At 74.1% G+C, this 19,899-nt stretch carries 16 protein-coding genes; 4 read left to right on the forward strand and 12 right to left on the reverse strand.

The features are described 5' to 3' along the window. Positions 1–122 precede the first annotated feature (122 nt). Entirely contained in the window at positions 123–1,565 is a 1,443-nt protein-coding gene (locus ACFVZH_RS17535; RefSeq protein WP_384898168.1) for a carboxylesterase/lipase family protein, read from the reverse strand. 68 nt (positions 1,566–1,633) lie between these two features. Next, positions 1,634–2,896 carry an MFS transporter gene (locus ACFVZH_RS17540; protein ID WP_384898170.1) on the reverse strand — a complete coding sequence of 421 codons (1,263 nt, stop codon included), beginning with the start codon at positions 2,894–2,896 and terminating at the stop codon, positions 1,634–1,636. Positions 2,897–3,064: 168 nt separating this feature from the next. On the opposite strand from ACFVZH_RS17540, the gene ACFVZH_RS17545 reads away from it, so the two are divergent. From ACFVZH_RS17545 to ACFVZH_RS17555, 3 genes are all read left to right on the forward strand, one after another. Continuing rightward, positions 3,065–4,036: a LysR family transcriptional regulator gene (locus tag ACFVZH_RS17545; RefSeq protein WP_384898172.1), complete on the forward strand. Its 972-nt coding sequence runs from the start codon at positions 3,065–3,067 to the stop codon at positions 4,034–4,036. A 41-nt stretch (positions 4,037–4,077) separates the two neighbouring features. Then, complete coding sequence (locus tag ACFVZH_RS17550) at positions 4,078–4,443, forward strand: hypothetical protein (RefSeq protein ID WP_384898174.1); 366 nt, start codon at positions 4,078–4,080, stop codon at positions 4,441–4,443. Positions 4,444–4,771: 328 nt separating this feature from the next. Further along, positions 4,772–5,989, forward strand: coding sequence for a serine hydrolase domain-containing protein (locus tag ACFVZH_RS17555; protein WP_384898176.1), 1,218 nt, complete (start codon positions 4,772–4,774; stop codon positions 5,987–5,989). 89 nt (positions 5,990–6,078) lie between these two features. Here ACFVZH_RS17555 and ACFVZH_RS17560 read toward each other — a convergent pair whose 3' ends face one another. Both ACFVZH_RS17560 and ACFVZH_RS17565 read right to left on the reverse strand, forming a co-directional pair. Then, a complete protein-coding gene (locus tag ACFVZH_RS17560) occupies positions 6,079–6,816 on the reverse strand; it encodes a GNAT family N-acetyltransferase (protein ID WP_384898178.1) in 738 nt (245 codons plus the stop codon). A gap of 213 nt (positions 6,817–7,029) precedes the next feature. Continuing rightward, the gene (locus ACFVZH_RS17565; RefSeq protein ID WP_384898350.1) at positions 7,030–7,791 is read right to left on the reverse strand and encodes a helix-turn-helix domain-containing protein; all 762 of its coding nucleotides are present in this window, start codon (positions 7,789–7,791) and stop codon (positions 7,030–7,032) included. A gap of 212 nt (positions 7,792–8,003) precedes the next feature. Between ACFVZH_RS17565 and ACFVZH_RS17570 the strand changes: the two genes are divergently transcribed. Continuing rightward, the gene (locus ACFVZH_RS17570; RefSeq protein WP_384898180.1) at positions 8,004–9,008 is read left to right on the forward strand and encodes an alpha/beta fold hydrolase; all 1,005 of its coding nucleotides are present in this window, start codon (positions 8,004–8,006) and stop codon (positions 9,006–9,008) included. Between the two features lie 108 nt (positions 9,009–9,116). Here ACFVZH_RS17570 and ACFVZH_RS17575 read toward each other — a convergent pair whose 3' ends face one another. From ACFVZH_RS17575 to ACFVZH_RS17610, 8 genes are all read right to left on the reverse strand, one after another. Next, entirely contained in the window at positions 9,117–11,465 is a 2,349-nt protein-coding gene (locus ACFVZH_RS17575; protein WP_384898182.1) for an arylsulfatase, read from the reverse strand. Then, positions 11,462–12,280 (reverse strand): formylglycine-generating enzyme family protein, encoded by an 819-nt coding sequence (locus tag ACFVZH_RS17580; protein ID WP_384898351.1) that lies wholly within the window; start codon positions 12,278–12,280, stop codon positions 11,462–11,464. The genes ACFVZH_RS17575 and ACFVZH_RS17580 overlap by 4 nt, the downstream gene beginning before the upstream one ends. 104 nt (positions 12,281–12,384) lie before the next feature. Further along, on the reverse strand, positions 12,385–14,235 hold the full coding sequence (locus ACFVZH_RS17585; RefSeq protein WP_384898184.1) for an ABC transporter ATP-binding protein: 1,851 nt from the start codon (positions 14,233–14,235) through the stop codon (positions 12,385–12,387). After that, positions 14,232–15,098 carry an ABC transporter permease gene (locus tag ACFVZH_RS17590; protein ID WP_384898186.1) on the reverse strand — a complete coding sequence of 289 codons (867 nt, stop codon included), beginning with the start codon at positions 15,096–15,098 and terminating at the stop codon, positions 14,232–14,234. Before ACFVZH_RS17590 ends, ACFVZH_RS17585 begins: the two co-directional genes overlap by 4 nt. Next, a complete protein-coding gene (locus ACFVZH_RS17595) occupies positions 15,095–16,039 on the reverse strand; it encodes an ABC transporter permease (protein WP_384898188.1) in 945 nt (314 codons plus the stop codon). The genes ACFVZH_RS17590 and ACFVZH_RS17595 overlap by 4 nt, the downstream gene beginning before the upstream one ends. Before the next feature lies 1 nt (position 16,040). After that, a complete protein-coding gene (locus ACFVZH_RS17600; RefSeq protein WP_384898190.1) occupies positions 16,041–17,633 on the reverse strand; it encodes an ABC transporter substrate-binding protein in 1,593 nt (530 codons plus the stop codon). A gap of 408 nt (positions 17,634–18,041) precedes the next feature. Then, positions 18,042–18,113, reverse strand: coding sequence for a putative leader peptide (locus ACFVZH_RS17605; RefSeq protein ID WP_326674653.1), 72 nt, complete (start codon positions 18,111–18,113; stop codon positions 18,042–18,044). Between the two features lie 76 nt (positions 18,114–18,189). Then, on the reverse strand, positions 18,190–19,416 hold the full coding sequence (locus ACFVZH_RS17610) for an ROK family protein (protein WP_384898192.1): 1,227 nt from the start codon (positions 19,414–19,416) through the stop codon (positions 18,190–18,192). Between the last annotated feature and the right edge of the window lie 483 nt (positions 19,417–19,899).

Raw genomic sequence — 19,899 nt, forward strand, 5'->3', positions numbered from 1 at the left:
ACCGTCACCCGGCCTGCGCCGCCCGCGTGCCCCGACCCGCGCCTCCCCCTGCGCGCGGACCCGCGCCCGCGCCGTCGGACCCGCGCTGTCGGACCCGCGCCGTCGGACCCGCGCTGTCCCCGTCAGTCGAGCCAGAGTTCGCGGACGCGGCGCACCGGGTCCGCGGCGATCCGGGGCTCGGCGTCCCAGATCATCGTGGCGCGCTCGTCGGCGGTGTAGCGCGGCCAGTCGGCGCCGGGGTCCTGGTCGGTGACGAAGGCGACCCAGGCGCGGTGCAGGGCGTCGGCGAGCGCGCGCGGCGGGGCGTCGCCGGCGACGGCCCGTACTCCTTCGGCGTCCAGGAGGTCGAAGGCGAACGGGAGGTCCAGGCAGTGGAAGGCCATGCCCGCGACCGGCGAGCGCCAGGTGAACTCGTAGAGCCAGGTGGGGCGTCCACGGGCGGCGCGGGCGTCCGCGACGGCGAGGTTCGGGGCACGGAAGGTCGCGTCGGTCAGCGCCTGGCCGAAGAGGAGGGCCTCGCCGCCCTCCGCGTACGCCTCGGAGAAGGCGGCGGTACGGGCGGGGTCGAGGCCGAGGCCGCCGAGCATGACGGGCAGCGGCGGCCCCTCGGGACCGGGCGCGGGGAACATGGTGAACTCGTGCTCGGTGAAGCCGAGCACGAGGGGGACGTCGGCGCCCGCGTCGCCGTCGGTCAGGGCGTCGCGTACGGCCACGGGGATCAGTTCGCCGTCCGCGAAGGGGGCGAGGGCCAGCATCGGCGGCAGGCCCTCGCGGTCCGGTCCCGGTTCCGCCAGGCGGTCCTGGAAGTCGAGGAGTGCGTCGTCGGGCAGGTCCCGCAGGGCCGCGGCGGTGGCCGGCACCCCGGTGCGGGCGGTGAAGAGCCGGGCCGCGGCGCGGGCCACCTCGGGACCGTCGGGGCGCAGGACCGCGCCGGAGACGGAGAGCGCACCCCGGAACAGGCCCTTGGCCGACGGCACCGCCAGCAGCGTCTGGACGGCGCCCCCGCCCGCCGACTGGCCCGCGACGGTGACCTTGGCGGGGTCGCCGCCGAAGGCCGCGATGTTGTCCCGGACCCACTCCAGGGCGGCGATCCAGTCCCGTACGCCCCGGTTGTCGGGGGCGCCCTCCAGGTGGAGGAAGCCCTCGATGCCGAGCCGGTAGCCGATCGAGACGAGGACGACGCCGTCGCGGTTGAAGGCGGCCCCGTCGTACCAGGGGCTGGCGGCGGAGCCGGCGACGTAGCCGCCGCCGTGGATCCAGACGAGGACGGGCAGGCCCGCCCCGGGGGCGGTGTCGGGGGTGAAGACGTTGAGGTTGAGGACGCCGACGCCCGGGATCGAGGGCTCGGGGATGGTGGTCACCTCGGCGAAGGGGCGGCGCTGCGCCGTCGGCCCGTACGCGGTGGCGTCCAGCGGCTCCGACCACGGCTCCGGCGGTACGGGCGCGGCGAACCGCAGGTCGCCCACGGGCGGCTGGGCGTACGGGATGCCCAGGAAGCGGAGGCTGCCGTCGGCACGGCGCTCACCGCGGACGGGTCCTCGGGCGGTGGTGACGGTGGTGCTCATGGGGTGCTGCTCCTTCTGCGCGGGGCGCCACGGGGCCGGGAGGGTCCGGGGGCCGGGAAAGGAGCGTGTCACCGCTTGCTTACACGTGTCAATCCCTGTCCGTCACCCTCCGCCGCGAGGAGGCGCTCCGCGCTCGGAAGCAGCAACGGGGTCGCCAGGAGCAGGACGCCCGCGAGAGCGATCGCCGGCCGCGGCCCGATGACACCGCCGAGCAGGCCCCACAGTGCGGTGAGAGCCGCCACGGACGCCTTGCCTGTGACCGACCAGGCGGTCAGGGTGCGGGCGACGCGGTCGGTGGCGGTCAGGCCGAGGCGGTGGGCGGCGAGCAGCGGGTTGAACACCCCCGCACAGGCGATCAGCGCGAACTCCACGCCCATCACGAGCAGCAGCCCGCTGACGCCCGGATGAACGAAGGCGAGGCCGACGGGCCAGCACACCCGCAGCACGCCCGCGCCCCGCAGCACCCGGTGCCGGCCGTACCGCTCGGCCAGCGGACGCGCCAGCCGCGAGCCCACGAGACCGCCGAGGCAGGGCACGGCGAAGGCGAGACCGTACTGCCAGGGGGTGAACCCCAGCGGCCCCAGCATGAGCACGGCGAGCAGCGGCGCGGTCGCCATGATCAGCCCGTTGACCAGCACCGCGTTGAGGAAGAGCGGACGCAGCAGCGGGTGGCCGAGGATGTGGCGCCACCCTGCGGCGAGGTCACCGGCACGCACGCGCCTCCGCTCCTCCCCCGCGCGAGGAGGAGCGGGTTCCGCGCCCCCGATGGCACGGATGCCGGCCGCCGAGAGCAGATAGCTCACCGCGTCGGCCACCACCGTCGCCACCGGGCCGAGCAGGGCGAACAGGGCGCCGCCGAGCGGCGGACCGAGGACGGTGGCGGTCCAGGTCGTGGATTCGAGCCGGGCGTTGGCGCGGAGCAGGTCCTCCGGGTGCACGAGTGCCTTCAGGCAGGCCCCGGAGGCGGCCCCGAAGGTGATGTCGGCCCCGGCGACGACGACGGAGACGACCAGCAGCTGCGTGAATCCCAGCCGGCCGAGCGCGAACGCCCCGGCGACGCTCAGCAGCGCCGCGCACCGCACGAGATCCATCGTGACCATCACGGACCGCTTGCGCCGGAACTCCACCCACGGCCCGAGCGGCACCGCCACCGCCGCCCCCACCGCGGCCCCCACGGCGGCGAGCGCCGCGACCTCGGCGGCCCCCTTGTGCAGCACGGTGATCGCGAGGAGCGGGAAGGCGTTGAACGCGACCCAGGTGCCCAGGCTCCCCGCCGCGTACGCCGCCCAGAGCCACCCGAAGTCCCGCCCCAGCGACGTTCCGCCCGCCATGCCCGTACCCCTCTCGTCGACCGGCCCGACAACCCCGTGTCGACCACCGACATCAAAGCGAGCCGGGAAGAGCGAGATCAAACAACCATGAGGCGACCAGGACACAACCAGTGGTTGTCACCGAGCTCCTGCCCCGACAGGACCTAGGGCAGGCCCTAGGGTGAGGTCGTGGATCTCGAAGCCGTGCGCACGTTCCTCGCCGTCGTGGACTCGGGCCGGTTCCGGCAGGCCGCCGACGAGCTGGGGATCACCCAGCAGGCCGTCTCCAAACGCGTCGCCGCGCTGGAGAAGGAGCTCGGGGCGCGCCTGCTGACCCGTACCGCGCGGGGGGCCTCGCTGTCGATCGACGGACAGGCGTTCCTGCCCCACGCGCGCGCCCTGCTCCAGGCCGAGGCACGTGCGGTCGCGTCGGTGCGTCCCGGCCACCGCGCCCTGCGTGTGGACGTGCTCGGGCGCAGGCTCGCCCCGGCGGCCCTGCTGCAGGGCTTCCACCGGGCGCACCCGGACGTGGAACTCGACGTGGTGACGCTCTTCGACGCCGACACGGCGGTCGCCGCGCTCCGGGCCGGCACGATCGACGCGTCCTTCCGTGCCGTCACCAGACCCGGCAGCCGGCTCCCCGAGGGCATCGAGGCCGTCCCGGTCCTCGACGAGCCGATCCAGCTCCTGACCGGACCCGCGCACACGCTCGCCGGCGCCCGCGACGTGACACCGGCACGGCTCGTCGGACACCGGATCTGGGTGCCCGGCATCGTCAGCGGCACCGAGTGGGCCGCGTACTACGCCGACCTCGCCGACGCGTTCGGGCTCACCATCGAGGTGACCGGCCCCGACTTCGGCACCGAACCGCTCCTCGACACCGTCGCGGACTCCCCCGAACTCGCCACCTTCGTCGGCGCGCAGACCCGCCTCGTCTGGCCGGAGGGCCATGGCCTGCGCCGGGTCCCCGTGCACGGCCCGACCCCCGTCTATCCGCACTCCCTCCTGTGGGCCGTCGACAATCCGCATCCCGCGCTCCTCGCCCTCCGCGAACACCTCGCCACCACCGAACCCGACGCCCTGCCGACCCCCTTCCGGCCCTGCGGCGACATCTGGACACCCTCCTGGGCACGTCCGCGCGAGCGACCTTCGGCCGCCTAGACTCCTTCGGACCGGCGGAAACACAGGGGAGGGCGCCAGCGATGGGGTGGGACGCCGATGCCGTCGTGGGGGTGCTCGTCGCCCTCGTCGGCGCGGGGCTCGTCACGGCCGGGGTCGTCTGGAAGGGCCGGGCCGTACGGCCGTTCGCCGCCTCACGGGCGCAGTCCGTCGCCCAGCGCGAGTACGCGCGTGACCTCCAGCGCGCGGCCGACCAGGTGATCGCGACGGCCCGCCGGTGCGCCGGCGAGGGCGAACCGGCGATCGTCACCGTCGAGGCCGTGGTCCGGGTGACGCGCGACCGCTACGGGTACGACGGGGTGGAGCGGCGGCACGCGGCGGCGGCGCTGCGCCGGCGGTACGAGCACGGGCGGTGTGCGGTCGACTGCGTCACGGACGCGTACGGCTAGGTAGACCGCGGCACGCACGCGTACGGCCAAGTCGACCGCGACACCGACGCGTACGGCCAAGACGGCCGCGACACGGACACGTACGGCCAGATCGACCGCGGCACGGACACGTACGGCCAAGTCGGCCGCGGCACGGACCGGGAGCTGTGCCGGGGCCCGTGCGGCGGGAGGTGTCGCCGCCGGTGTGCCGGTCCGTCGGCTCGCCGCGGCGGACCGTGCGGCGCCGAACGAGTGGACTCGCCGTGACGAGGGTCCTCCGGACCGGTCCGAGCCAGGGGCGGAGTGGTGATGTGGCCCTCCCCTCCCCCACCCGGAAAAGGCGCTCCCCATGCGACGTACCCCCACCCGACGCCTGTTCGCCGCGACGCTGCTCGTGGCGTCCGTGCTGGCCCCGATGGCGGTGGTTCCCGCCCCGGCCGTCCACGCGGCGGACGGCCACGTGGTGGCCGCCGACCGCCATGGCGCGGACGACTGTCCTTCGGGCGGCCTCGGCCCCGAGCTGAACGCCCGTCTGGACAAGGCGATCGCGGAGGTCCGCGAGCAGGCGCAGATTCCCGGCGTCGTCGTCGGCGTGTGGATGCCGGGGAAGGGCAGCTATGTGCGGGCCACCGGTGTCGCCGACACCGAGACCGGCGAGCCGATGAGGGCCGACACGTACGTGCGGATCGGCAGCGAGACCAAGACGTTCACGGTCACCGCGCTCCTCGAACTCCTCGACGACGGCCGGATCCGACTCGACGACCCGATCTCCCAGTACGTCAAGGGCGTGCGCAACGGCCACCGGATCACCCTGCGCCACCTCGCCGAGATGCGCAGCGGCCTCTTCCCGTACACCTCCGACCCGGACTTCATCCACGGCCTGCTGAGCGACCCGGAGCGTTCCTACACGCCGGAGGAGGTGCTCGCGTTCGGCATGAAGCACAAGAACACCTTCAAGCCGGGCGAGAAGTTCGAGTACTCCAACTCCAACCTCATCCTCCTCGGACTCGTGGTCGAGAAGGTCAGCGGTCACCGGCTCGCCGACTTCATCCACCGCCGGGTGCTGCGCCCCGCGCGCCTGCGGCACACCCTCCTCCCGACGGGTGCCGAGTTCCCCTCCCCGCACCCGCGCGGCTACACGGACCAGACCCTGAGCGGCGGCATCGCCGACGCCACGGACTGGAACCCCAGTTGGGCCTGGGCCGCCGGCGCGATGATCTCCGACCTGGAGGACCTGCACCGCTGGGCCAAGATCGTCGCCACCGGCGAGCTGCTCAGCCCCGAGGCCCAGGCCCAGCGGCTCAAGACGCTCCCGACCGGCTTTCCCGGCACGAGCTACGGGCTCGGGATCCTCGAGACCGGCGGCTGGATCGGCCACAACGGCTCGATCCCCGGGTACGAGACCGTCACCGTCTACCTGCCGTCCAAGAAGGCCACCCTCGTCCTCATGATCAACACCGACGCCCGCCACGTGGCCGGCCAGGAGCCGTCCACGCTGCTCGCCCGCGCGATCACCCGGATCATCACCCCGGACAACGTCTACGACGGCGGGGTCACCCCGCACTGACCCCGCCGGGCGGGGCGCGGCCGCACGCGGAATCCCACCGGCCGTGCCCCTGGGAGGTGTCCTGTCGGCCTGATCGTCAAGACACCCCCCTACGTCGTCCCAGGTTCGCCCGGGGCGAGTTCGACGGAGAGCTGGGCGCCCATGTCCTCGAAGCCCAGAGCGGCGGCCACGCGTCGGGAGGCCGGCGGCCGTGCGCGCCACTGGGGCAGCAGACCGGCGGCGAGGGCGTGGCCGACGGCCGCCGAGGCCGCCGCGCGGGCGAGTCCGCGCCCCCGTGCGGCGGGCGCCGTCAGCACGCTGAGGTGGGCGGTCCGGTGGGGCCAGATCCGGTATCCGGCGGCCGCCACGACCTCACCGCGTTCGCGGACCACGAACGCGGGCGAGGTGATCTCGTCCAGGGCGGCCTCCGCGGCGTCGTCGTCACCCGCCGCCAGCTCCAGGGCGCGCAACGCCGGGTGGCCGCCCGGCAGGTGGTCACCCGTCGGTGCGGCCGCCGCCGGACGGAAGCGGTCCCCGGAGAGGTAGGCCAGCGCCGCGGGTCCGAGCACTCCCGCCACGGGCAGCACGTCACGGATCGCACCGGTCGCGGCGGTCTCCGGCGTCCACCCGCGCAGGGCGTCGCGCACCAGCTCGGCGGTCCTCGCGCTCGGCACGGTCACGAGGACCGAGCCGCCGAGGAGCACCACCCCGGTCCACCCGGCGGGGCACAGCCCCGATTCCGGGGAGACCACCACCCGTACCCCGCCTTCCGGCGCGAACGTGACCGGGACCCCGGCGAGTTCCTCCCACAGCCCGCGGGCCCGGGCAAGAAGCTGATGCGTCGGCATGTCGGCGGCCCTCCCAGGGCGCTTAGCGAAGGTGGATGCCCAAGCAGTGGTGATCGTGACGCATGCCACGGGGAGCACTCACGGATGAACAGTGGACGGTACTGGAGCCGTTGTCGCCGAACGGGGCGGGGGCGGGCCGCCCGTCCGTCCGGCCTCGGCAGCGGCTGATCGAGCCGCTCCTCTTCGCGGTCCCGCTCGCGCTGCCGGCGGGCTTCAGACCGCGCCGCCGTGGACTGGCCAGGCTGTGTCGTCGGCGGCCAGCCATGGCTCGTTCACCGCGGCGGTGGGGGGTGTCCCGGTGAACGCGCGGACATCGTGGTGGAGGTGGGACTGGTCGGCGTAGCCGCAGTCCGCTGCCACCCGCGCGGGGGTGTGTCCGCGGGCCAGGCGGTGGATGGCCTGATCGAAGCGGACCAGCATGGCGGCGCGTTTGGGGGTCAGGCCGAGCTGCGAGCCGAAGCGTGACCACATGCGCTGGCGGCTCCACCCGGTCCGGGCCGCGAGGTCGGTGACGCGGACTCGGCCATGGCCGGCGACGATCCGGCGCCAGGCCCAGGCCACCTCGGGATCGACCGGCCTGCCCGCTGGGAGGCGGGTCGACAGTTCCGTGTCGATCAGCGCGAAGCGCTCCCGCCAGGTGCGCGCGTGGTGAAGCCGCTCCCGCAGGCGTGCCGTGTCGCGGCCCCACAGGTCGTCGAGTGCGACGACGTTCCCGCGCAACTCCGCGAGCGGGAGCCCGAGCACGGGGTGCGCGACGAGCGGGGACAGGCGTATCTGCACACATTCGACGCCCTCGGCACGCACCTGGAACGCGCCGAAGGCGAGCCCGGCGGCCAGGCTCTCCGACCGCATGCGGCCGCCGGCGCCGTGGATGTCGAACGGCCGGTCGCCGAACTCGACGGCCACCGTGACGGCCGGGTGGGGGATGGCCCGTAGGACGACGGGGCTGTCGCCGCGAATGCGGAATCCGGCCATGTCGACACCGGGCAGCGCGGTTGCCCGCGCCGGTCGCTCGATCTCCCAGGCAGCGGTGGGGTCCGCCTCCCCGCGAACTGCTTGCACTCCTCGACTGTACGAGCGGCTCGGCGACGGGATCAACCGCGCGCGAGGCGCGGACATTTCTCCAAGACGCGTCGTGTCGGCCGTCGTCAGGGTGAGGGCGTGACGGACCGAACGACGGAGGAGCCATGGACGAGAAGACCACCCCGCGGGACCCGCGTGCTCACAGCCGCGCGGACGCGGCGCCGGGTGCCCCGCGCGGCGGGCGGGCGTGGAGGCGACGGCTGCGGATCACGCTGACGGCCGTCGGTGTGCTGGCCGCCCTCCTCGCGTGGAACACGGTGTCCGTGCTCTCGGAGACGGCCGAAGCCTCCGGTGAGCAGATCGTGCGCTTTCCCGGCGGGGACGACATCCACATCGTGGAGGAGGGGCCGCCCGGCGCGCCCACGGTGGTGCTCCTGCACGGCCTGGCCGGCTCGACGGCGTGGTGGGAGCCGGTGCTGCCGGCCCTGCGGGACCTGCACGTGGTGCGGGTGGACCTGCTCGGACACGGCACATCGGCGAAACCGGTCGACGGCTACGGGATGCCGGAGCAGGCACGCCGGGTCGGCGCGGTACTCGACAGGCTCGGCGTGCGCCGCGCGACCGTCGTCGGGCATTCGACCGGGGGCGCCGTCGCCACGTCGCTGGCAGAGCAGCGCCGCGACCTGGTGGCGGCGGTCGCGCTGATCGACACCGGCCCGCGGATGGACGCGTTCCGGGGCGACAGCCTCGCCGGCCGCCTGATGACCACGCCGGTGGTCGGGGAGCTCCTCTGGCGGCTGCGCACCGACCGTCTGATCCGCGACGCGGCGAGCACCGCGTTCACCCGCGAGGTGCGCACCCCCGACCGGATGATCGCCGACATCCGCGGCATGACCTACCGCAGCCTCACCGCGACCGACGAGGCGTCCACGGCGTACCTGGAGGAACGGCCCATCCCCGACCGGCTGGCCGGCCTCGGCCTGCCCACCCTGGTGGTCTTCGGCGCCGAGGACCGGCGGTGGCAGCCCTCCTGCGTCCAGGAGTACCGCCGAGTCCCCCACGCCCGGATCGAGGTCCTGGACGGTGTCGGCCACACGCCCATGTTCGAGGACCCCGGGACGACCGGGGTCCTCCTGCACGGCTTCGCCCTCGACACCGCGTCACGCTGACCCGGCGTCATCACGCGGCGGGAGACGGACTCCCCTTCCGGAACACCCCTACGCGGTCGGCCCGGGGTGTCCGGGCCGGGCGGCGTGCGTGCTCGTTCCCGGGTGGTGCTATTCGAAGGCCGCGGCGGCCTCCTCCAGTGCGGCGGCGACGGTCTCGGGGGCGTCCGGGCCGGGCGCGCCGGGGCGGTAGGTGACCGAGTGGAGGCGGCCGGTGAAGCGGAAGGAGCGGTGGCGTTCGTAGAGGGGCCAGGAGACGGGGGACTTGCGGTCGATGCCGACGCTGATGCCCTGGAACGGGGCCATGCCGATGAGCTGGTGGACGCTGTCCGGGGTGGCGCGGTGCTCGCCGTCGACGGTGACGGTGAAGCGCCAGCGGAGCCCTTCCTCGGCGGTGGCGGCGAGGAGGAGGGCGTGGGGTCCGGGGGCGAGGGGGCCCGCGTCGGTCTCGTGGAGGGTGCCGTACTCGTTGTACGCGAAGGCGAGCCGGCCGTCCTCGACGTACAGGCTGTAGCCGCCGCCCTGGTCGCCGTGGGAGACGAGGACGCCGTCGCCGGTCTCGTCGACGGCCACGGCGATCTCGAAGGACCGCAGGGAGACCAGCCGGGACGAGCGGTAGCGCTCCAGTTCCGGGGTGCCGGGCAGGAGGGTGAGCGGGCGGGTGAGGCGTTCCTCGGCGGGGTTGCGGCGGGCGAGGGCGCCGCTGTGGTCGGGCAGCGGGAAGACGCCGTTGCGCCGGGCGGCGTCCTCCCAGGCCGCCGACAGCTCCTTGACGAGGTCGGGCTGTTCGGCGGCGAGGTCGTGGATCTCGGTGGGGTCGGTCCGGATGTCGTACAGGGCCCATTCGGCGTCGTCGTACGGGGCGCCGGGGCGGTGCAGGGTGACCAGTTTGCGGCCGTCGCGATAGTGGCTGCGGTTGCCGGTCATCTCGCAGTACTGCTCGGGGTGGGTGGAGTCGTGGGCCGGGTCGGCGAGGACGGGGGTGAAGTCGGTGCCGTCGAGTTCCTGGAGGGGGACTTCGCGGCGGGCCTCGGGCCGGTCGATGCCGGCGAGCCGCAGGAGGGTGGGGGCGATGTCGGTGACGTACTGGTACTGGGGGCGCGATCCGGCCGCGATCCGGCCGTCCCGGACTCCTTCGGGCCAGGAGAGGACGAACGGCACGCGGACGCCGCCCGCGTAGGTGTGGCCCTTGTAGAGGCGGAAGGGGGTGTTGGAGGCCATGCCCCAGCCGCGCGGGTAGTGGACGAGGCTGCGGGGCCCGCCGATGAGGTCGGGGTCGCGGTCGACGTCCGGGTCCCAGTCGCCGGGGAGGCGGGGGTGGTGGACGAAGCGGCTGAAGTAGGAGCGGGTCCCCTCGGCCCCGCCCTCGCCGGTGCCGCCGTTGTCGGAGGTGAAGACGATGACGGTGTTGTCGAGTTCGCCGAGGGCGGCGAGGGTGTCGGTGAGCCGTCCGAGGTTCTGGTCGATGTTGTCGACGAGGGCGGCGTAGACCTCCATGTAGCGGGCGTAGAGCCGCTGTCGGTCGCCGGTCAGGGTGTCCCAGGCGGGGACGTCGAGTCCGGCCTCGCTGTTGCGTTCGGGCAGTTCGGTGCCGGGCGGGAAGAGTCCGGCGGCGAGCTGGGCGGCGAAGCGCCGTTCGCGCAGGGCGTCCCAGCCCTCGTCGTAGCGGCCCCGGTGGCGGGCGATGTCCTCGGCCTTGGCCTGGAGGGGGCCGTGGACGGCGTTGTGGGCGAGGTAGAGGAAGAAGGGCTTGTCGGGGTCGTGGGCGCGCAGCGACTTCACCATGGAGATCGCCTGGTCGGTGATGTCGTCGGTGTAGTAGTAGTCGTCGGCGAACTCGTCGATGTCGAGGGGGCTGTTGTCCCGGACGAGCTGGTGCGGGTGGAAGAGGCTGGTGAGGCCCTCCAGGACGCCGTAGTACTGGTCGAAGCCCTTCTGGAGGGGCCAGTTGCCGCGGTGGTCGGCGGCGTTGGAGGCGGAGTCGCGGACGAGGTGCCACTTGCCGACGGCGTAGGTGGCGTAGCCGGCGTCGTGGAGGAGTTCGGCGAGGGTCGGGATGTCGTCGGCGATCTCCATGCCGTAACCGGGGAATCCCGGGTCGGAGTTGGCGACCATGGCGTAGCCGACGCGGTGCGGGTTGAGGCCGGTGAGCAGGGCGGCGCGGGCCGGTGAGCAGAGCGGCATGGTGTGGTAGTTGGTGAGCCGCACGCCCGCGTCGGCCAGGCCGTCGAGGACGGGGGTGGGGATCTCGGAGCCGAAGGGGCCGATGTCGCTGAATCCCATGTCGTCGACGAGGACGACGACGATGTTCGGCGCCTTGGCGGGCGGGGTGGTGCGGGCGGGCCAGGCGGGCTCGGAGTCGGCGAAGGTGCGGCCGATGCGGCCGGCGAAGCCCTCGTAGGGGTCGCGCCGGGTGCGCGCGGGCCGGGACGCGGGGTCGCGCGGGGTGCCGGTGGTCATGCGGGGGCGGGTCCTTCCGGGGGAAGCGTGCGGGCGGTGCGGAAGCCGCCGTGGCCGGTGGAGGAGTCGGGGGTGTTGTGGGAGCGGGCGGCGACCCGGTAGCGGTTGCAGTAGGAGGTGTGGCAGAGGTACGAGCCGCCGCGGATGACGCGCTCGCCGGGGCCGAAGGGGTCGGCGCACCACTCCCAGACGTTGCCCGAGGTGTTGTACAGGCCGTGGCCGTTGGGGGCGTACGCGGTGACGGGCACGGTTCCGGTGCGGCCGCCGGGCCGCTCGGAGCGGTGCGGGAAGTCGCCGGTCCAGGTGTTGCACATCTCGCGGCCGCCGGGGGTGAAGTCGTCACCCCACGGGTAGCGGGCGCCGTCGAGTCCGCCGCGGGCCGCGTACTCCCACTCGGCCTCGGTGGGCAGCCGGACGCCGGCCCAGGCGCAGTACGCCTGGGCGTCGTCGTACGAGATGTGGACGACGGGGTGGTCGGCGCGGTCCTCGACGTCCGAGCCGGGGCCTTCGGGCGTCCGCCAGGAGGCGCCCGACACGCCGAGCCACCAGGGCGCCTGCGGGACCCGGCCGAGGACGTGGGGTTCGGCGGCGGGGTGGAGCAGGAGGTGGAAGACGAAGGAGGAGCCGAAGCGTTCGGCGTCGGTGCGGTGTCCGGTGGCCGCCACGAACCGGGCGAACCGTTCGTTGGTGACGGCGGTGGCGTCGATCGCGAAGGGGGCGACGGTCACGTCCCGCACCGGACCCTCGCGGTCGGCGGGGTAGCCCTCGCCGAAGGCGTCGCCCATGCGGAAGGTGCCGCCCTTCAGTTCCACCATGGGGTGGGTCGCCGGGGCGGCCTTCCGCACGGTGGGCACCGGGAGCAGCTCGGCGGCGGCCGGCCGGTCTCCCGTGCAGGGGCGTCCCGGGGTGCAGCAGTCGTTCACGCGGACACCGCCTCGGGGGTGGCGGGGACACGTGCGGCCGTGAGCGGTACGGGTTCGGGGGCGGCGGCGAGCAGGGCGCGGGTGTACGGGTCGCGGGGGCGCTCGCACACCGCGTCGGCCTCGCCGGTCTCCACGACGCGGCCCTCCTGCATGACGGCGATGCGGTGGCTGACCTGGCGGACGACGGCCAGGTCGTGGGCGATGAAGACGAGGGCGAGGCCCAGGTCGCGCTGGAGGTCGGTGAGGAGGCCGACGATCTGGGCCTGGACGGAGACGTCGAGCGCGGAGACGGGTTCGTCGCAGATGAGGACGGCCGGTTCGGGGGCGAGGGCGCGGGCGATGCCGACGCGCTGGCGCTGGCCGCCGGAGAAGGAGCGCGGGTGCCGGTCGGCGGCGGCCGGGTCGAGGCCGACGAGGCGCAGCAGCTCCGCGACCCGGGCGGCGCGGTCCTCCGGTGTCCCGAGGCCGAAGGCGCGCAGCGGCTCGGCGACGATCTCCCCCACCGTCATGCGGGGGTTGAGGGAGGCGTACGGGTCCTGGAAGACCATCTGGACGCGGCGGCGTACGGCGTGCAGCGCGGCCCTGCCGGGGCGGGTGACGTCCTCTCCGTCGAGGAGGATCCGGCCGCCGTCGGACGGGTGGGCGTGGGCGAGGACCCGGGCGAGGGTCGACTTGCCCGAGCCGGACTCGCCGACGATGCCGAGGGTCTCGCCCGCCGCGAGGGTGAGGGAGACGTCGTCGAGGGCGGTGAAGGAGCGGCGGCCGCGGCCCTTGTAGGTCTTGCGCAGCCCTTCGGCGCGCAGGACGACGGCACCGGGTGCGGGCCGGTCGATCCGTGCGGGCGGCGGGGGCAGGGGCAGCGGTTCGCCGCGTTCGGCGGCGGGGAGGCAGGCGGCGCGGACGGTGTCGGTGACGGCGGTGAGCGGCGGCGCGGTGGTGTGGCAGCGGTCCTCGGCGAGGGCGCAACGGGCGGCGAAGGCGCAGCCGGTGAGCGGGAGGCCGAGGTCGGGCGGGGTGCCCGGGATGCCGGTGAGGCGGGTGCCGGACGGGGCGGAGAGCCGGGGCACGGCGGCGAGGAGGCCGGCGGTGTAGGGGTGGCGGGGGCGGGTGAGGACCTCGGCGGTGGGGCCGTCCTCGACGACCGTGCCGCCGTACATGACGAGGACGCGGTCGCAGGCGCGGGCGACGACGCCCATGTTGTGGGTGATGAGGACGAGTGCGGTGCCGGTGGTACGGGTGAGTTCGCCGAGCAGGGTGAGGATCTGGTCCTGGACGGTGGCGTCGAGCGCGGTGGTGGGTTCGTCGGCGAGGAGGATGTCGGGTTCGCCGGCGAGGGCCATCGCGATGAGGACGCGCTGGCGCTGGCCGCCGGAGAACTGGTGCGGATGGTCGTCGAGGCGGCGCTCGGGGTCGGGGATGCCGACGAGGCGCAGCAGTTCGACGGCCCGGCCGCGGCGGGCCCTCCGGTCCCGCCCGCCGTGCGCCCGCAGCACCTCGTCGAGGTGGCGGCCGACGGTGAGGACGGGGTTCAGGGCGGTCATCGGGTCCTGGAAGACCATGCCGACGCGGGCGCCGCGGACGGCCCGCAGGCGTTCCTCGCCCGCCGTGGTCAGCTCCTCGCCGTCGAGGCGGACCGAGCCGCCGGTGACGCGGCCGGTGCCGGGGAGCATCCGGAGCAGGGCGAGCGCGGTGGTGGACTTCCCCGAGCCGGACTCGCCGACGACGGCGAGGGTCTCGCCGCGGCGCAGGGTGAAGGAGACGTCCCGGACGGCGCGCAGGGCGGCGCCGCCGGGCGTGGTGAACTCCACGTCCAGTCCCTGGACTTCGAGGAGGGGCGGGGTGGTCATCGGCGTATCTCCCGGTTCAGTGCCTCAGCGGTCAGGGAGAGGCCGAGGACGAGCGCGGTCACGGTCACGAGCGGTCCGGCGGCGAAGTGCGGGGCCTGGGCGAGGTAGGGCATCGACTGGCTGAGGACGGCGCCGAGGGTGGGTTCGGGGGGGCGGACGCCGACCCCGAGGAAGCTCATGGCGCCTTCGAGGAAGACGGCGACGGTGAAGGAGACGGCGATCTGGACGACGAGCGGGTCGGTGGCGTTGGGCAGGATGTGCCGGGTGAGGATCCGGGCTCCGGAGGTGCCGCCGACCCTGGCGGCCGTCACGTACTCCCGGCCGCGCTGGACGAGGATGCCGGTGCGCAGCAGCCGCCCGAAGGCGGGGATCTCGGCGAGTGCGATGACGAGGACGACCGGGAGCCGGCCGGGGCCGAGTACCGCCGTGACGGCGAGGGCCAGGATCAGTCCGGGGAAGGCGAGGACGAGGTCGAAGGTGCGTTGGACGACGGTGTCGGCGACCGGGTGGGTGGCCGCGACCAGGGCGAGGAGGCAGCCGAGGGCGGCGCCGAGCGGGACGGCGGCGGCGATGATGCCGAGGTCCGCGCGGATGCCGTACAGCAGGCGGGCGAGGAGGTCGCGGCCGAGGTCGTCGGTGCCGAGCGGATGGCCGGGGGTGCCGGGTCCGGCGAGCGCGAGGGCGCTCTGGTCGGTGGGCCCGTGGGTGGTGAGGAGCGGGGCGAGGAGTCCGGCGAGGACGACCAGCCCGACGAGGGCGAGACCCGTCCGTCCCCGGGCGGTGCCGAGGGCGGCCCGGTAGGGGTGGTGGGGCCTGCGGGCGAGGGCCGGCTTCCCGGCGGGGAGGGTGGTGGTCATGGTCACTCCCACCTGATGCGGGGGTCGAGCCAGGCGTGGACGAGGTCGGTGAGCAGCTGGACGAGGACGAAGACGGTGACGAGGAGCAGCAGGAGGTCCTGGACGACCGGGTAGTCGCGGCGGACCAGGGCCTGTTCGGCGAGCTGGCCGAGGCCGGGCCAGGCGAAGATCGCCTCGACGAGGACGGCTCCGCCGAGGAGGTGGCCGGTCTGCATGCCGAGGAGGGTGACGACGGGCGGGAGGGCGTTCGGCAGGGCGTGCCGCAGGAGCAGGCGGCGGGGTGCGATGCCGGCGGCGGTGGCGGTGCGGATGTGGTCCTCGGCGAGGGTGCGCTCGATGCCGTCCTTGAGGTAGCGGCCGAGCACCGCGGCGCTGGGCAGGGCGAGGCAGAGGGCGGGCAGCAGCAGGTACTGGACGCCGAGGTCGGGTGCGGTGAGGAGCGGGACGCGTCCGCCGGGGGGCAGGACGCCGAGGAGGACGGCGAAGACGAGGACGAGGAGGACGCCGGTGACGAAGGGCGGTACGGCGAGGGCGCCGGTGGTGAGGACCCGGACGGTGCCGCGCACCCAGCGGTTGCGGGAGGTCGCGCCGAGGATGCCGAAGGCGCCGCCGAGGACGACGACGAACAGCAGGGCTCCGAGGGTGAGTTCGACCGTGGCGCCGAGTCCGTCGGCGATGAGGTCGGCGGTCTGGCCGCCGATCGCGTAGGACGGTCCGAGGTCTCCGGCGAGGAGATCGCCGATCCATCGCGCGTACTGGGCGGGCAGCGGCGCGTCGAGTCCGAGGCGGGCGCGGATGGCGGCCTCGGTGGCGGGGCTCGCGTCGGGTCCGGCCAGGACGGCGGCGGGGTCGCCGGGGACGAGCCGCAGGAGGGCGAAGGCGACGAAGGAGGCGACGAGGAGGACGAGGAGGGCGGAGGGGAGCCTCCGCAGCAGGTAGCGGCGCACGTCAGCTCACCAGGTGGGCGTCGTCGAGGTTGAGGTAGGCGAACTTGTTGAGGGTGACGCCGCGCAGCTTGTCGGCGGCGACCTGGACGGAGCCGCGGATGACGAGGTCGATGATGAACGCCTCGTCGAGCAGGGTGTCGGTGATCTGCTGCCGGAGGCTGTTGGCGCGGGCGCCGGTGGCGGGTCCGGTCCATGCCTCGCGGACGACCTTGGTGTAGGCGGCGGAGCGGAACTTGGAGGTGTTCTTGGCCTCGTTGAAGGGGTAGGCGCTGACGGCGAGGGTGGAGGGCTGGACCTGCGCGAAGCCGTGGCCCATGGTCCACAGGCCGGGCATGGTCTGGGAGATGAGGTGCTTCTGCGCGGTGGCGGGGTCCGTGGGCTGGAGGGTGACCTGCACGCCGATCTGCTTCAGGTCGTACTGGACGGCCTCGGCGACCGCCGTCTCCCCGGGCAGGTTGATGTGGAGCAGTGGCAGGTCGAGCCGGGTGTGGCCGGCGGACTTCAGGAGTTCGCGGGCCTTGCCGGGGTCGTAGGTGTAGTGGGTGCGGCCGGCTTCGGTGAAGGCGGGCGAGGACTTGGGCCAGGGGGTGGCGGAGGCGATTCCGTAGCCGCCGAGGATCTGCTTGAGGATCCGTTCCCGGTCGATGCCCCAGGCCAGCGCCTGGCGGACGGTCTTGTCGTCGAGCGGGGCGACGGTGGTGTTGACGCCGAGGTAGTACGCGCCGCCGCCGGTGGCGTACTCGCTGATGGCGAGCCCGGGGGTGGCCTTGACGACCGCGAGGTTCTTGCCGGGGACGTTGAAGGAGAGCTGGGACTGGCCGGTGCGGAGCGAGGAGAGCAGCGCGTCGGCCTGGGGCACGACGCGGAACTCGACGGCGTCGAGGTACGGGCGGCCGGGCTGCCAGTACTTCTCGTGGCGGGTGAAGCTCAGGCCGGCGCCGGGGCTCCACTTGGTGAGCCGGAAGGGGCCGGTGCCGTTGAGCTTCTTGCCGCTGACGGCGTCCTCGACGCTGTGCCGGTCGGTGATGATCATGAATTCGAAGAGGTCGAAGAGGTTGTTCACCGGGTGCGCGAGCTTGAGGACGAGCTCGTGGTCGCCGCGCTTCTCGAAGCCGGTGACGGCGGCCGCCGTGGCTCTCAACTGGGCGGCGCGCAACGGGTTCTGAAGGTTCTTCACGGCGAAGATCACGTCGTCGGCGGTGAAGGTCCGGCCGTCGTGGTAGGTGACGCCGGTGCGCAGCTCGAGCGTGATGGAACGGCCGTCCTCGGCGTACTGCCAGGAGGTCGCGAGCTCCGGCTGCGGCTTCAGCCGGTCGTCATAGCGGGTGAGGGTGTTGTAGATCAACCTCTGCTGGAGCGACTGGCCGCTCTGCGCGAAGAGCAGGCTCGGCGTGAAGTCCGCGTTCACCGCGACGGTGAGGGTGCCGCCGCGCCGGGGCTCCGCACCCGCCTTGGCGGCGGGCGCCTCGGCCTCGGAGACCGCCGAGCGGCAGCCCGCGAGTCCGAGCCCCATCAGCAGGGTGCCACCGCCCGCGGCGCGCAGGGTGGTGCGCCGGGAGAGGGCACTGGGCGTGGAGGAGTACAGCTCGGTCATCGATGCCTGCCTGTGAAGGGTGGAGGCCGCAGGGCGCACGGATTCGTTCCGCTGCGGAAGGAAAGGAGGGAGGAAAGGAGGGAGGGAGGGAGCACGCTGGCTGCGCAGGGGAAGCCGGGACGTACGGAAGCTGGGACGTACGAAATCTGGGGCGTACGGGCTCGGTGAGGTACGGGCTCTTGGGCGTACGGAGCTACGGAACCGCGCGGTGCGGCGTGGCGCCCCGCACGACCGTCGCATGCCGGGAAGCGACGGCGATCAGGAAGGCGGGCGACGCGGACCGGTGGCCGGTACGGCCGGGGAACGGCGGACCACTCGCGCCCGGCGGGGCCGGGACGGCGTCAGTGGGGCCGGGGCGGCCGGTGCGACGACCGACGCCCGAGCCGGGCGTCGGGGAAGACGCCGGGGTCAGACGCGGACGGCACAGACCGCGCTGGCCTGTCGACAGAGGTCGACGTGCCTGCGGGAGACGAGGCGCATGTCCGGATTCACGGGAGCAATATGACAGCGGCTTCGCGGAGCGGTCAACCGACGTTGACCGCATCCTGAGACGACGTCAGTCGTCGACCGTCTCTCCCGTCAGCTCGTCGAGCGTCTCAAAGGGCCTTCTGAACAGGGGATTCAGCAGAACCGTGCCCGCCGCCACGGGCAGTGTGGCCGGTCCGGCATGTGGACTGACGATGCGTCCGGGGTCGTCGCAGACGTGTGAGAGGTCGATCGCGGCGCCCCGGATCTCCTCCAGGTACTCCGGTTCGAGGACGCTGGACTGCTCGGTCACGACGACCAGATCGGGGTTCAGGACGTCGAGGAGCAGCGCGACGGCCCGGCCGACCGCCCGGGCCCGCTCGCGCAGCAACCGGTCGGCACGCGGGTCGCCGGCCGCCGCCGCGTCGACGACCAGCGAGGTGTCGGGCTCGGGCACGATGCCGCGGCGCACCGCCGTGCGCCCGAGGGCGGTGTTCGACGCGGTCGCCTCCAGACAGCCGGAACGCCCGCACGGGCAGGGGACCGTGGAGTCGGGGACGGGCAGGTGGGCCACGTCTCCGGCCGCCGCCCCCGGTCCCTGGTGGACGACGCCGGCGAGCCCGACGGCCGCGTCGACGACGTTGCCGACGAAGAGGTGGACGAGGCTGCGGCGGGCGGCGGGCCGTCCGAAGAGGATCTCCGACTGGGCGATGGAGCGGGCGTGGTTGTCGACGCGCACGGTCCGTCCGCCGAGCCCCTGGGCGAGTTCGGCGGCGAGGGGCCGGCGGCGCCAGCCGAGGGCGTCGTGGCGGACCACCACGCCGGCCGCGGGGTCCACCCACCCGCCGACCGCGGCTCCGACGCCCAACAGCGGCCGCCCTCGGGTGTGTTCGTCGAGGAAGCCGCGCAGTTCACGGACGACGGCCGAGGGCAGGACATCCGGTGCGATGCCGTCGTGCGGGTAGGTGCGGCGGGCCAGGACCTGTCCCCGCAGGTCGACGAGGGCGAACGTCGAGGAGGGGACGCCGAGATGGACGCCGCCCGCGACGGGGCCTCCCGCGGCGCCGACGTGCAGGTCGACGGGGATCTGGGGCCGGCCCACTCCCCCGCCTCCGGCGAGTTCCGGCAGCTCGCGCAGGAGGCCGAGACGGGTGAGGTCGGTGGCCTGGCGCGAGACGGCGGCGGGGCTGAGCCCGGAGAGCCGTGCGACGGCGCCGCGGGCGACCGGCCCGTGGTCGAGGACGGTCCGCAGCACGCTGGCGGCGTTGGCCTCGCGCCGGCCGTCGCCCGCCATCCGGGGGTGCGGGGTGGTCGTCATGGGGGCCTCTCTGGTCACTGTTGCGGTGGTGTGAAATCCCGGGGCCGCCGGCGACGCGGCCGCCGTCCGCGCTTCCAAGACGGCCTCGAACTCCCCTCGATGGAATATCACCGCTGGTCAGGGGCGGTTGAGCGGGGTACGGGGAGCGGGCGCGGAGCCGCCGGGCAGGCGCCGATTCAACCACCGGCAGCGGCGGTTCGGGGAGCGGGCACCCGCTTGACGGGCGGCGGCGGCCGCTGCGAGGCTCCGGGACATGTTCGCGACCTCCTCCTGTCCCGCCCGCCGCGGCGCCTGATCCTCGCGACCTTCTCGCGTGACCGGTCACGCCGGTCACGCTCCCGCACTCGTCGTCCGCCGGGCGCACCTCCGCCGTTCGGCCACGTACCGCACACGTACCGGTCGTACCGCGCTCGTACCGCTCCTGCCGCCAGCGCGGCTTCGCGTCACCTCATTTCTTCCGCTCAGGAATTAATTCCGAGCGCA

This window comes from Streptomyces sp. NPDC059534, assembly GCF_042743475.1.
In the GTDB taxonomy this organism is placed as follows: domain Bacteria; phylum Actinomycetota; class Actinomycetes; order Streptomycetales; family Streptomycetaceae; genus Streptomyces.

Coding starts and splice junctions, on each gene's coding strand:
- ACFVZH_RS17535 (WP_384898168.1), bottom strand. CDS start 1,565: ATGAGCACCACCGTCACCACCGCCCGAGGACCCGTCCGCGGTGAGCGC.
- ACFVZH_RS17540 (WP_384898170.1), bottom strand. CDS start 2,896: ATGGCGGGCGGAACGTCGCTGGGGCGGGACTTCGGGTGGCTCTGGGCG.
- ACFVZH_RS17550 (WP_384898174.1), top strand. CDS start 4,078: ATGGGGTGGGACGCCGATGCCGTCGTGGGGGTGCTCGTCGCCCTCGTC.
- ACFVZH_RS17555 (WP_384898176.1), top strand. CDS start 4,772: ATGCGACGTACCCCCACCCGACGCCTGTTCGCCGCGACGCTGCTCGTG.
- ACFVZH_RS17560 (WP_384898178.1), bottom strand. CDS start 6,816: ATGCCGACGCATCAGCTTCTTGCCCGGGCCCGCGGGCTGTGGGAGGAA.
- ACFVZH_RS17565 (WP_384898350.1), bottom strand. CDS start 7,791: ATGGCCGGATTCCGCATTCGCGGCGACAGCCCCGTCGTCCTACGGGCC.
- ACFVZH_RS17570 (WP_384898180.1), top strand. CDS start 8,004: ATGGACGAGAAGACCACCCCGCGGGACCCGCGTGCTCACAGCCGCGCG.
- ACFVZH_RS17575 (WP_384898182.1), bottom strand. CDS start 11,465: ATGACCACCGGCACCCCGCGCGACCCCGCGTCCCGGCCCGCGCGCACC.
- ACFVZH_RS17580 (WP_384898351.1), bottom strand. CDS start 12,280: ATGGTGGAACTGAAGGGCGGCACCTTCCGCATGGGCGACGCCTTCGGC.
- ACFVZH_RS17585 (WP_384898184.1), bottom strand. CDS start 14,235: ATGACCACCCCGCCCCTCCTCGAAGTCCAGGGACTGGACGTGGAGTTC.
- ACFVZH_RS17600 (WP_384898190.1), bottom strand. CDS start 17,633: ATGACCGAGCTGTACTCCTCCACGCCCAGTGCCCTCTCCCGGCGCACC.
- ACFVZH_RS17610 (WP_384898192.1), bottom strand. CDS start 19,416: ATGACGACCACCCCGCACCCCCGGATGGCGGGCGACGGCCGGCGCGAG.